12 protein-coding genes are annotated in these 11,795 nt (G+C 70.3%); 3 read left to right on the forward strand and 9 right to left on the reverse strand.

Features of this window, described 5'->3' with window-relative positions:
* Positions 1–6 precede the first annotated feature (6 nt).
* The 8 genes from OXR08_RS15575 to OXR08_RS15610 form a co-directional block, all read right to left on the reverse strand.
* Positions 7–144 (reverse strand): hypothetical protein, encoded by a 138-nt coding sequence (locus tag OXR08_RS15575; RefSeq protein ID WP_160146758.1) that lies wholly within the window; start codon positions 142–144, stop codon positions 7–9.
* A complete protein-coding gene (locus OXR08_RS15580; RefSeq protein ID WP_149682227.1) occupies positions 141–347 on the reverse strand; it encodes a hypothetical protein in 207 nt (68 codons plus the stop codon). The genes OXR08_RS15575 and OXR08_RS15580 overlap by 4 nt, the downstream gene beginning before the upstream one ends.
* A 59-nt stretch (positions 348–406) precedes the next feature.
* Positions 407–619, reverse strand: coding sequence for a cold-shock protein (locus tag OXR08_RS15585; RefSeq protein WP_112381980.1), 213 nt, complete (start codon positions 617–619; stop codon positions 407–409).
* 397 nt (positions 620–1,016) lie between these two features.
* Positions 1,017–4,409, reverse strand: coding sequence for an AAA family ATPase (locus OXR08_RS15590; protein ID WP_267351256.1), 3,393 nt, complete (start codon positions 4,407–4,409; stop codon positions 1,017–1,019).
* A gap of 74 nt (positions 4,410–4,483) precedes the next feature.
* Positions 4,484–5,218: a hypothetical protein gene (locus OXR08_RS15595; RefSeq protein ID WP_267351258.1), complete on the reverse strand. Its 735-nt coding sequence runs from the start codon at positions 5,216–5,218 to the stop codon at positions 4,484–4,486.
* A 280-nt stretch (positions 5,219–5,498) separates the two neighbouring features.
* Entirely contained in the window at positions 5,499–6,233 is a 735-nt protein-coding gene (locus OXR08_RS15600; protein ID WP_267351260.1) for a thioredoxin domain-containing protein, read from the reverse strand.
* Positions 6,234–6,252: 19 nt separating this feature from the next.
* Positions 6,253–6,918, reverse strand: coding sequence for a thioredoxin domain-containing protein (locus tag OXR08_RS15605; RefSeq protein WP_267351262.1), 666 nt, complete (start codon positions 6,916–6,918; stop codon positions 6,253–6,255).
* A complete protein-coding gene (locus OXR08_RS15610; RefSeq protein WP_235903998.1) occupies positions 6,918–7,433 on the reverse strand; it encodes a DciA family protein in 516 nt (171 codons plus the stop codon). The genes OXR08_RS15605 and OXR08_RS15610 overlap by 1 nt, the downstream gene beginning before the upstream one ends.
* A 59-nt stretch (positions 7,434–7,492) precedes the next feature.
* Between OXR08_RS15610 and OXR08_RS15615 the strand changes: the two genes are divergently transcribed.
* The 3 genes from OXR08_RS15615 to nudC are packed head-to-tail and all read left to right on the forward strand — an operon-like array spanning position 7,493 to position 10,724.
* The gene (locus OXR08_RS15615) at positions 7,493–8,500 is read left to right on the forward strand and encodes an A/G-specific adenine glycosylase (protein ID WP_267351271.1); all 1,008 of its coding nucleotides are present in this window, start codon (positions 7,493–7,495) and stop codon (positions 8,498–8,500) included.
* Positions 8,497–9,864, forward strand: coding sequence for a serine hydrolase domain-containing protein (locus OXR08_RS15620; RefSeq protein WP_267351265.1), 1,368 nt, complete (start codon positions 8,497–8,499; stop codon positions 9,862–9,864). Before OXR08_RS15615 ends, OXR08_RS15620 begins: the two co-directional genes overlap by 4 nt.
* A gap of 5 nt (positions 9,865–9,869) precedes the next feature.
* The gene (nudC, locus tag OXR08_RS15625; RefSeq protein WP_267351274.1) at positions 9,870–10,724 is read left to right on the forward strand and encodes an NAD(+) diphosphatase; all 855 of its coding nucleotides are present in this window, start codon (positions 9,870–9,872) and stop codon (positions 10,722–10,724) included.
* Positions 10,725–10,991: 267 nt separating this feature from the next.
* Here nudC and OXR08_RS15630 read toward each other — a convergent pair.
* Positions 10,992–11,795: prephenate dehydratase (locus tag OXR08_RS15630; protein WP_267351267.1), on the reverse strand; the 804-nt coding region annotated here is incomplete at its 5' end.

Consider the following 11,795-nt stretch of genomic DNA (forward strand, 5'->3'; position numbering starts at 1 on the left):
GGCCGCTCACCGACGGCTGCGCCAGTAATGCCAGCGCAACAGACGAAAGATCAGGCCGCGCGACAGCCACGCGACCAGGACGATGCCGGCGAAAAGAAGAGGGAAGAACAGGACGAGCGGGATGGACGCCGGCCCCAGCGTCATTCGGCGGCGATCACCGCGGCGTGCTGAACCTTTGCCTCCCGATCGGCGCGCAGCTTTTCGGTGCGTTCGGCACGCGAGGCCATGACCTCCCACGAGGCGGCGGCGCGTTCGCATTGTTCGCGGACGTTGGTCAGCGTCGCCTCGCCCGCGGCGGTGCGCTGGATCGTGGCCTGCTGGCGGAAAAAGGCTGCATCGTTCGACATGGTGGCATCTCCGTTGCGGCAAAGAGAAATGGCGACCCGGACGGGCCGCCATTCGAAGATCAGTCGATCGGCTGGAGATTGACTGCCGCCATCTTGCCGCGGCGATCCTGTTCCAGTTCGTAGCCGACGCGCTGATCCTGGTTCAGCGTGATCATGCCGGCGCGTTCCACCGCGGAGATATGGACGAAAGCGTCCGCGCCACCCGTGTCGGGTGCGATGAAGCCATAGCCCTTGTCCGCGTTGAAGAACTTGACGGTGCCGGTAATGCTCATGAATTTTCCTTCGTTCGAGGGCGTGCCGAAGACCGGTGCGCCCGGTGCCGTGGCTGCAGGGAAAGAAGGAGAATGGGCCGCAAAGCGCCGAAAACCGTCGATATGCGACTAAAGCAGGTCCAACATGGGGATGCGGGGGCAGGGATGCAAGGCCCCTGACCGTCGACTGCATCTTCCCGGCGCTCCTAGAGCAAGCTGCGTTGAATCCGATCCATTCCGCTCCGTTCGTGCTGAGCCCTTCGACTGGCTGGCAAGCCAGCCGCTCAGGATAAACTTCAGTACTTCGCGCTGAAGTCGAAGCACAGCCACCAGCGCTTGGCCTTCGACTTCGCTCAGGCCGAACGGATGTGATGATGCAGGTTTAATGCACGGTGATCTAATCCCGTGGGCAGAAGGATTATTCGGCCGCGATCAGGGTGCTGGCGGCCTGGAGGTCGACCGAGACCAGCCGGCTGACGCCGCGTTCGACCATGGTGACGCCGAACAGGCGGTGCATGCGGCTCATGGTGACGGCATTGTGGGTGACGATCAGGTAGCGCGTATCGGTTTCGCGCGTCATCCGATCGAGCAGGTCGCAGAAGCGTTCGATATTGGCGTCGTCGAGCGGTGCATCGACCTCGTCCAGCACGCAGATCGGCGCAGGGTTGGTGAGAAACAGGGCAAAGATCAGCGCGATCGCGGTCAGCGCCTGTTCGCCGCCGGACAGAAGCGTCAGCGACTGGAGCCGCTTGCCGGGGGGCTGCGCCATGATCTCCAGCCCGGCCTCCAGCGGGTCGTCCGAATCGACCATTTCGAGATGCGCCGATCCGCCGTCGAACAGGGTGGTGAAGAGGCGGCGGAAATGGGCGTCGACCGCGGCAAAGGCGGTGAGCAGCCGCTGGCGCCCCTCGCGGTTGAGGGTGCCGATCGAGCCGCGCAGCCGCTGCACCGCCTCGCCCAGCTCGTCGCGGTCGGCGATGGTGGCGCGGCCGGCTTGCTCCAGCTCGGCCAGTTCGGCCTCCGCGACCAGATTGACCGGGCCGAGCCGGTCGCGCTCGGCATTGCGCTTCTCATGCGCGGCGGCCTCGGCCTGCGGGGTATCGACGGTGGTGCTGTCGAATTCCAGCTTGGCGGGGAGGACGGGGGCGGGGCAGCCGAACCGCTCGCCGGAGACGCGGCCCATCTCGACGCGGCGGAGTTCGTGGGATTCGACGCGCGCCGCGGCGGTGGCGCGACCCTCGCGCGCGGTGGCGAGCGCTTCCTGCGCGCGGGTCGATGCCGCCTCGGCCTCGCGCACGGCCGTGTCGGCGGCGCGTTCGTCGGCCTGAAGGGCATCGGCATGGGTGCGGGCGGCGGCGTGGTCGCCGTCCAGCCGTTCGATCTCCACGGCCAGCGCGGCAGGGCGCTCGGCCAAAGCGGCGATGTCGCGGTCGAGATCGGCGGCGCGGGTAGCCATCGCGGCGATGCGCGCCGCCGCCTCGTCTGCACGGGTGCGCCAGCCCGATGCCTCGGCCAGTGCGGCGGTGCGGCGCTCGCGCGCGGCGGCGAGCGTGCGGTCGCGGGCGAGACGGTCGGTGCGCGCCGTGGCGACGGCGCCGCGGGCAGCCTGCGCCTCGGCTTGCAGCCGTTCCACCTGGGTCGCGGCGACGCCATCGGGGAGGGCGGCCAGCGCATCCTCCGCGGCGGACAGCGCAGTGGCGGCGTCGGCGACCTGCGCGTCGAGCTGCGCGACGCGGTTGGCGAGGTCGGTGCGCTGGGCGGCCAGTCGCTCAAGCTGGGCGGTGGCACGGTCCTCGGCGCGCTGGGCGTCGCGGGTGTCGGTATCGGCGCGGGCGAGCAGCGTGCGGGCCGAGGCGGCGGCGGCGCGGGCGCGGGCGAGGCGCTCGTCGATCGCGGCGCGCTGGCGGGTAGCGGTGTCGACCGCGGCTTGCGCGAGGGGGCGTTCCGCCTCGATCACTGCGAGACGGTTGCGGCGTTCGAGGCGCTCGGCCGCGGCGGCGCCGCCCCCCTCGGTGGCGTAGCCGTCCCAGCGGCGGACATGACCCTCGCGGGTGACGAGGCGCTGACCACAGGCGAGCGTCTGGCCCGAATCGACCTCCACCAGCCAGATCTGCGACAGGCGGCGGGTGAGCGCCTCGGGCGCCTCGACCCGCGCGGCGAGCGGCAGCGTGCCGACGGGGGGCAGGGGATCGTCGGGGTCGAGCGGCGAGCCGGTCCAGTCGGACAGGACGCTGTCGAGCTCGTCGCCCAGCGCGGCGGCGAGCGCGCGTTCGAAACCGGGTTCGGCGCGAACCGCATCGAGCAGGCGGTCGTTGCCGCGCTGCGTGGCGCGGGTCAGTGCGGCGGCCTCCGCATCGAGCGCGGCAAGGGCGGCAAGCGCGGCGGCGCGGGCGGCCTCGGCGGGATCGCGCTCGGCGATCGCATCGGCTTCGCTGGTTTCGGCCCATTGCAGCGCGGCGCGGGCGCGGGCGGCCTGTTCGACGGCGACCTCTTGCGCGGCGAGCGCGGTGTCGCGGTCGGTTTCGAAGCGGGCGGCGTCGGCAAGGGCGGCGAGGCTGTGGGCGGCCTGGGCGGCGTCGCGGCGAGCGCGGTCGTGCGCCTGGGCGGCGGCGGCGCGGGCGGCGGTGGCGACGCGGCGCTCGGCGGATTCGGCGGCATGGGCGGAGAGCGCCTGGGCGAGCGCGACCTCGACATCGCGGGCGTCGCGCTCGGCATCGGCCAGCGCGGCGTCGAGCAGGGGGAGGGCGGCGGTCGCCTCCGCGATCGTCGCGTCGAGCGAGGCGGCTTCGTCGGCGAGGCGGGAGAGTGCGGCGGCGGCGTCGCGCGCCAGGGCGTTTTCGCGCGCGTGATCCTCGGCGATGCGGGCGCGGGCGGCGGTCATGTCGTCCAGGCGGCGCTGGAGACCGTGGCGCTGGTCGCGGGCGCGGGTGAGGGCGTGGGCGGCCTCCGCGGCGCGGTCGCGGGCGGCGAGGGCGTCGGTGCGCAGGGTGGCGAGGCGGCGGGCGGCGCGGGTGACCGCCGCGGCGGCGGCAGCGGCCGTCGCGGTGGCGGTGGCGACAAGCAATTCGGCCTGTTCCGCCAGTGCCTTGGCCGCGTTGGCGGCATCGGCCGCGTCGCGCCAGCGGGCAAAGACCATGCGCGCCTCGGCAATGCGGATCTGGTCGGAGAGCAGGCGATAGCGCTCCGCCGTGCGGGCCTGGCGGCGAAGTGCCGCGAGGCGCTGGTCCTGATCGGCGATGACCTCGTCCAGCCGGGCGAGGTTCGCCTCGGTCGCGCGCAGCTTGGCCTCGGCATCGCGGCGGCGGACGTGGAGGCCGGCGATGCCGGCGGCTTCTTCCAGCATCGCACGGCGCTCGGCCGGTCGTGCGGCGATGACGGCGCTGATCCGGTTCTGGCTGACCAGCGCCGGCGAATGCGCGCCGGTGGCGGCATCGGCGAAGAGCAGCGCGACATCCTTGCCACGCACGTCGCGCCCGTCGATCCGGTAGGCGGAGCCGGCACCACGCTCGATCCGGCGGACGATCTCGGTTTCCTGCGGGCCGGTGGCGGAGGGGATCTCGGCGAGGAGCGACACCTCGGCAAAGTCGCGCGGCGGGCGGCTGGTGGTGCCCGCGAAGATCACATCCTCCATGCCGGCGCCGCGCATCGATTTGGCGCTGGTCTCCCCCATCGTCCAGCGCAGCGCTTCGAGAAGGTTCGACTTGCCGCAGCCATTTGGCCCGACGACGCCGGTCAGGCCGGGTTCGATGCGTAGATCGGCCGGGTCGACGAAGCTCTTGAAGCCGGTGATGCGAAGGCGCTTGATCTGCACCGGGGAGGGGCCGTTCGTCGGGTGGGCGGGCCTCTTCGATTAACCGGTTTATGCGGTTTGTCGAGGGGCGGCGGTCAGGGCTCGTTCTTCACGTCGCGGCACAGGGCCTGCTGAACAGGCGACAGGGTGGTGGCGTCCCCCGCCTCGCAGCGTCGCTTGGCCTCCCTCTGCGGGATCAGGTCGATCGGCTCGACATCCGCATCCTTGCGCGCGGTCGCGCGGGCCATTTGGTCGATATAGGCGGCAACTGCGGCCGCATTCTTGTCCTGCGCTGCTAGGGGGCGGGCGTCGGCGAGCAGCCGCTGTGCCTCGGAAAATCGGCCCATCTGGCGCAGCGCGTTGGCGGCGCGGATCATCAGCCACAGGCGATCCTGCGCATCGGCAGACCCCGGCAGGCGACGCACGCCTGCGACGAACGCCTGCTGGTACCGATCCATCCGCGCACGATCGGCGGGTGTATCCGAGGCGTCCCTCGATCCGGGGCTGACCTCCCATATCGCGCGCAACAGCAGCCAAAGCGTGCCGGCGGCGGGGCGGTCGAGGCGGGTGGAGAGCCAGTAGGCGCGGTAATAGGGCGTCTCCGCTGTCACCATCCGCTTGTATTCGGGGGTTTCGATCAGCCTAGCGAGCGCCTTCACCTCGTCAGGCTTGAAGTCGTCGAAGACGACCAGCTTGTTCGACGGACATTCCGGCAGGGGGAAGGGAAAGGTCATGTAGCTGAACGGCTTGCCGTCCGGCCGGGAGCCATAGGTGCTGTACGATCCCGAACGCCACGCGGAAAAGCGCTCGCCACCGACAGGGCAGGTCATCGGTGCAGGGCCGCCGTGAATCGGAGGCAGGGGTGGAGGATCCTGAGGCTGCGCCTGCGTCTGTTGGGTTACCGCAGACCATAACAGTATCGCCAGCATCATCGCGTCACGTCTCCCCTTGTGTGACTGTCGTGATCGCCTTTTACCATGCCAGCGCTGGCGAGGCTCCTGCGGACCTGTCCAACGCGCGCGCCATTCGTTTGCGCGCCGCTGTCCTCACCCCTCCCAGAGCTTTGCCGCAGGGCCCCCTCCCCCGAGGGGGAGAGGGCCGGTTTTGGGGTCAGGCGCCGTTCTGCTTCAGCGCGCTCTCGATGTCCTTCCAGCTGATCGCGTTGGGGACGACCTTGCCGTTGATGAGGAAGGTGGGGGTGCCGGACACGGTGCCGTCCTGCGTCTTGTCCTGCGTCTGCTTGGTCAGGCGGTCGATCTCGCCCATGTTGGTGAGGCATGCCCGCGCCTTGGCCTCAGGGATGCCGCGCTGCTTGACGAAGTTGATGAGGTCCATCTGCTCGGCCATCATGCGGATCGCATCGACGGGCTTTGCCGCCTGAAGCTGCTGCTGCATGGCCTGCGGCATCGCCTGCAACTTGTCGTTGAAGCCGTTCTGCGCCTGGTACATCTGTTCGAGCAGCGGGAAGAAGGGCTGTGCGCCGCCGCACTGGCCGAGCAGCGCCGGCGGCAGATCGGGCGCGCCGTGGACGAGGAATTCGCGGAACTCGAACGAAACCTTGCCCGAGCCGACATAGTTCTTGGTCAGCGGCTCATAGGCTTCGCGGGCGAAGGCGCCGCAGGTGGGGCACAGGCGCGAGCCATATTCGACCAGCTTGATCGGGGCGTTGGGGTTGCCCATCACATAGCCCTCCGCCGTCTTGGACACGGTATCCGTCCAGTTCTGGCCGGCAGGGGCGGCGACAGGCGCGACCGGGCTGGCCGCGGTGGTGCTGTTGCCGTCGCCGCCGCCGCCGCAGGCGGCGAGAACGAGCGTGAGGGCCAGCGGGGCAAGACGACGCATCATGGCATGGATACTCCGTTGATCAGCGCGCGCCGGCGGCGCGCAGCAGGGGTTCGAGGCCGGCCCAGGCGAAGCTGTCCGCCTGCTTGCCGTTGACGATGAAGGCGGGGGTGCCCTGAATGGTGTCGGGCGCGGCGTTGGTCATCGCGACGATCCGGTCGATCGCGGCGCGATCGGCGAAGCAGGCCTGGATGGCCGGATCGGTCAGGCCGCGCGCCTTCGCGATGTCGGACAGGCCGGCACCGTCGGCGAGCGCGCGAAGCTGGGCGGCCAGCGGATAGGCGGACAGGCGCTGGGCGTTGTTCTGGTCGAATTCCGACCCGCGGGGCAGCCACGTCTTCTGCGCGGCGAAGATCGCCTGATGCGTGCCGAAAAAGCCCCGGGCGCCGCCGCACCGCGCCAGCACGGCGGCGGCGAGATCGAGGCGGTCGCGGATGAAGTGGCGCAGTTCCAGACTGGTCGAGCCGGAACGGATCATGCGGCCTTTCAGCACCGCATCCGATTCGGTGGCGAAGGCGGCACAGTGCGGGCAGGTATAGCTGGCATATTCGACCAGCTTCACGCGCGCGGCGGGATTGCCCAGCACATAGGCGCCGGCGGGCGTCTGGGCGACGGTGGTCGTCCAGTCCTGCCTGGGTGCCGCGGCGGTGAGCAGGGCAAGGCCGAGAAAGGCGAGGATCAGGCGCATCAGGACACCTTGGGCAGGCCGCGGGTGGCGGCGACGCCGGCGGCAAAGGATTCGAGCACGGCGCGCAGTTCGGGATCGGCGATCCCCTTCAGCCCGTCGCCCATTTCGGGCGGCACGGGTTGCGGCGCGGGCGGCGCCTTCCTGGCGGGCATGCGCGCCGGCAGCTCGCCCTGGCGGATCTGAATGCGGGCGACCGCGCAATAGCCGAAGAAGCGGTTCACCCGCTCGATGATCTCGGGCTGGATATGCTGCATCATCGGCGCGTGCGCGCCGCGCACGACCAGCGTCAGCGTGCCGTCCTGCTTCTTGCCATGGGGAAAGCGAATCGATTCGGGGGCGCTGGCGGCGGACAGGCGCGGGCCGACGATATCGGGCCAGCGGCTGACCACCGCGCTTTGCACGAAGCCGAAGCGGCGAAAGGCCGCGCCGCCGATGGCGGGCAGCAGTTCGGACACCGCACGCGAGCGGTTCGAACGAACGGATTCAGGTCGGGGGGCGCCGGCGCGCTTGCTCATGGGCGACGCCATGCCATAGCGGGCGGGTGGACGCCAAGCGATCTTCGATACCCGACCGGCTGCTCGCCTGGTACGACCGACACCGGCGCGACCTGCCATGGCGCGCCAAACCCGGCGAGGTGCCCGATGCCTACCGGGTCTGGCTGTCCGAGGTGATGCTCCAGCAGACGACGGTGGCGGCGGTGACGCCGCGCTTCGAGGCGTGGGTCGCGCGCTGGCCGGATTTCGCCAGCCTGGCAGGCGCGGACGAGGCCGACGTGATGGCCGCCTGGGCGGGGTTGGGCTATTATGCGCGGGCGCGCAACCTGGTGAAGGCGGCGAGGGCGGTGGTGGCCGAACATGGCGGCGCCTTTCCGCGGACGGAGGCGGGCTTGCGCACGTTGCCGGGGCTGGGGGCGTATACGGCGGCGGCGGTGGCGGCGATCGCGTTCGGCGAACGGGCGGTGGTGGTGGACGCCAATGTGGAGCGGGTGGTGGCGCGATTGTTCGCGATCGCCACCCCGCTCCCTGTGGCACGGCCGGCGATCCGGGCGGCGGCGGAGACGATCACCCCGGATGCGCGGGCGGGCGATTTCGCGCAAGGAATGATGGACCTGGGGTCGGGCGTGTGCACAGTGCGCGCACCCAAATGCCTGCTCTGCCCATTGCGCGAGGCATGCGACGCCTTCGCCTCGGGCGCGCCGGAGCGATTGCCGGTGAAAGCGGCGAAGAAGGCGAAGCCGCAACGGCACGGCACGATCTTCTGGCTGGAGCGGGAGGGATGCGTGCTGCTGGTACGGCGGCCGGACAAGGGGTTGCTGGGCGGTATGCGCGCGCTGCCGACCGGGCCGTGGGTGGAGGTGCCGCCGGGGCTGGCGGAGGCGCCGGCGGAGACCGACTGGACGGTGCTGAACGGTACGGTGGCGCACGGTTTCACCCATTTCGATCTGGAACTGGCGCTGGCGCGTGGCATGGCGGAGGTTGAACCATCGGTGGCGGGCGAATGGTGGCCGATCGACGCGATCGGAACCGCGGGTCTGCCGACGGTGTTCGCCAAGGCTGCGGAACGGTTGAGGACTGGTCGATGAAGCGGATGATGGTCGTGGGCATCGCTCTGGGCGTGGCGGGATTGGGGGCGGTGGTGCAGGCGCAGCCGCAAGCGCAGCCACAAGCACAGCGGCAGTTGCCGTCGCAGGCCCGGCCGCAGGCACCTGCCGCCCGGACGGCGGCCGCCCTCCTGCCCGCCACGCAAAGCCTGCTCGACGGCTATGTCCGCGAGGGCAAGATGCCGGGGATCGTGGTGGCGATCGGTCGCGGGGACGGACCGACGCTGTTCCCCGCCGCCGGCCGGGGCGGGCTGGAGCCGAACGCGCCGGTCGCCGGGCCGGACACGCTGTGGCGCGTGTATTCGATGACCAAGCCGATCACCGGCATGGCGGCGATGATGCTGGTGGAGGATGGCCGGTTGAAGCTGGACCAGCCGATCAGCGACTTCTTTCCCGGCTTTGCCAGGATGCGGGTGCTGACCAGCCCGGATACCAGCCTGACCTCCGTGCCGGCGAGGACGCCGATCACGGTGCGCCACCTGCTGACCCATACCGCCGGCCTCAGCTATTCGATCAATGCCAAGGGGCCGATCCTGAAGGAATTTGAGCGGCTGGGGATCGTGCCCGCCGCGGTCAACGCGGCGGTCGAGGCGAAGATGCGCGCGACCCGGCCGAAGACGCTGGCCGACTTCGCCACGCGCGTCGCCACCTTGCCGCTGATCGCGGAGCCGGGCACCAGGTGGAGCTATTCGATCGGGCTCGACGTGATGGCGGCGGTGATCGAGAAGGCATCGGGCATGCCGTTCGAGCAGTTCGTCTCCACCCGGCTGTTCCGGCCGCTGAAGATGACGTCGAGCTACTGGCAGGTGCCGGCGGCTCAGGCCGGGCGGCTGGCGACCAATTACAGCTTTGTCGGCGATACGATGGTGCCGCTCGATCCGGCGGCGACCTCCGTCTTTCGACAGGCGCCGAGCTTTCCCTATGGCGGCGCCGGGCTGGTGATGTCGGCGCGCGATTATGACCGTTTCCTGCACATGCTGCAGGATGGCGGCACGCTGGACGGGGTGCGGGTGATGAAGCCCGAAACGGTGGCGCTGGCGATGTCGAACCTGTTGCCGGCCGGCGTGCGCTTCGGCGGCGTGGCGGCGAGCACCGGGGGCACCAATGCCGAGGTGCCGATGGGTTACGGCGCGGGCGGGTCGGTGCTGCTGGCGGATCAGCCGGGGGGTGCGGGCAAGGGCACCTATGGCTGGGGCGGTGCGGCGGGCACGGTGGCGTTCGTCGACCCCTCGCGCGGGGTGCGCGGGACGATCATGGTCAACTACTTCCCGTCCAACCGGTATCCGCTGCGCGAACAGGTGCTGAGCGCGCTCGCCAGGGATGCGGCACGGTTGGGGGCGCGATGAGCGAGATGCCCACGATCGGCTTTACCGGCGGCCGCCTGAACCGCGCGGATGCGCTGCGCCACGATGCCGAGGGGCTGGCGGCGGCGATGGCGGATCCGGCGGCGCGCCTGCTGGTGATGGATAACTATGTGCCGGCGATGGCGGACGGGCGGCTGGGCTGGACCGCGCTGCCGGGTATGCCGGGCGATCTGGTGCTGCTGGGGCTGGACGAGGGCGGGGTGCCGCATTTTGCCGCGATCACCGGGGAGCCGGCGCGGGGGCGCTCGTTCAAGCTGATCGCGGCGCTGCACGCGCTCAACGCGGGTGAGGCGGCGACCTATGCGGCGGCGCGCAGCGTGCTGGACTGGCATGCGCGGCACGGCTTCTGCGCCAATTGCGGCGGCGTGACCCGGCCGTTCCGCGCCGGTTGGGGCCGGTCCTGCCCGATGTGCGGGACCGAGCATTTTCCGCGCACCGATCCGGTGGTGATCATGATCGCCGAGCATGAGGGGCGGGCGCTGCTGGGGCGGCAGTCGGCCTTTCCGCCGGGGCGCTATTCGGCGCTGGCGGGCTTTCTGGAGCCGGGCGAGTCGATCGAGGAAGCGGTGGCGCGCGAGGTGGCGGAGGAGGCGGGCATCGTGGTGCGCGACGTGCGCTATGTGGCGAGCCAGCCCTGGCCGTTCCCGTCGTCGCTGATGATCGCGTGCATCGCCCGCGCGGACAGCGACGCGATCACGCTGGACACCAACGAGCTGGAGGATGCGATCTGGGTCACGAAGGCGGAGATGCGCGCGGCACTGGCGGGCGAGGCGGGGCGGTTCGTGGCGCCGCCTGCCTATGCCATCGCGCATGACCTGATGCGGGTGTGGGCCGGAGGCTAGAGCCAGACGACATGAGGTTAAACCATGATCCGTTCGTCTCGAGTAGCCGTCGAGTAGCGGCGAAGCTGCGTATCGAGACGGCGTATCGAGAGACAGGTTCGCGCGCGGGGCGGTGCCTCGATACGGTGAGCCGGTGAACATGCCCCCGGCATGTTCAGGATCGTCCGGGGGACGATCCGACCTGCTCACCTCGATACGCTCCTGCGGAGCTACTCGATCTCTACTCGGCACGAACGGATCAACGTAAAGTTATCACGGTCTAAGGGGCTACCCCCGCGCGCGGGCCTGGCGGTAGGTGCCGAGGATGCGGACCCATTTGGAATGGAAGCCGAGTTCCTCCACCGCGCGGTCGAACGCCGCGTCGCCCGGCTTGCCGTCGACATCGGCGTAGAATTCGGTCGCGGCAAAGGTGCCGCCGCGCTGGTAGCTTTCCAGCTTGGTCATGTTGACGCCGTTGGTCGCGAAACCGCCCATCGCCTTGTAGAGCGCAGCGGGGATGTTCTTCACCTCGAAGATCAGCGTCGTCATCCATGGGCCTTCGCCCGCCGGCGGACGGCCGCCGCGGGCGAGCGTGACGAATCGGGTCATGTTGTGATCCGCATCCGCAATGTCGGTGGCGAACAGGGTCAGGCCGTAAATGTCCGCGGCGGCGGGCGGCGCGAGCGCGGCGACGGTGGGATCGCCCAGCTCGGCGACGCGTGCGGCGGCGCCGGCGGTATCGGGATAGGCGACCGGCTGTATCCCGTGCGCGCGCAGCCAGTGGCGGCACTGGCCCAGCGCCTGCGGATGGCTCATCGCCTCGCGCACCGTGTCGCGCGTGCCGAGCCCCATCAGCGCGTGGCGGATCGGCAGGAAATGCTCGCCGGTGATGACCAGTCCCGATTCGGGGAGCAGGAAATGCATGTCGGCGACCCGGCCGTGCAGCGAGTTTTCGATCGGAATGATCGCACAATCGGCGCGACCGTCCTTTACCGCATCGAGCGCATCGGCGAAGTCGAAACAGGGAAGCGGCAGGCCGTCCGGAAAGGCCTGTGCCATGGCGACATGGCTGTTCGCGCCCGGTGCGCCCTG

The sequence above is a fragment of the Sphingomonas sp. GM_Shp_2 genome (assembly GCF_026540875.1).
Lineage (GTDB): Bacteria > Pseudomonadota > Alphaproteobacteria > Sphingomonadales > Sphingomonadaceae > Sphingomonas > Sphingomonas carotinifaciens.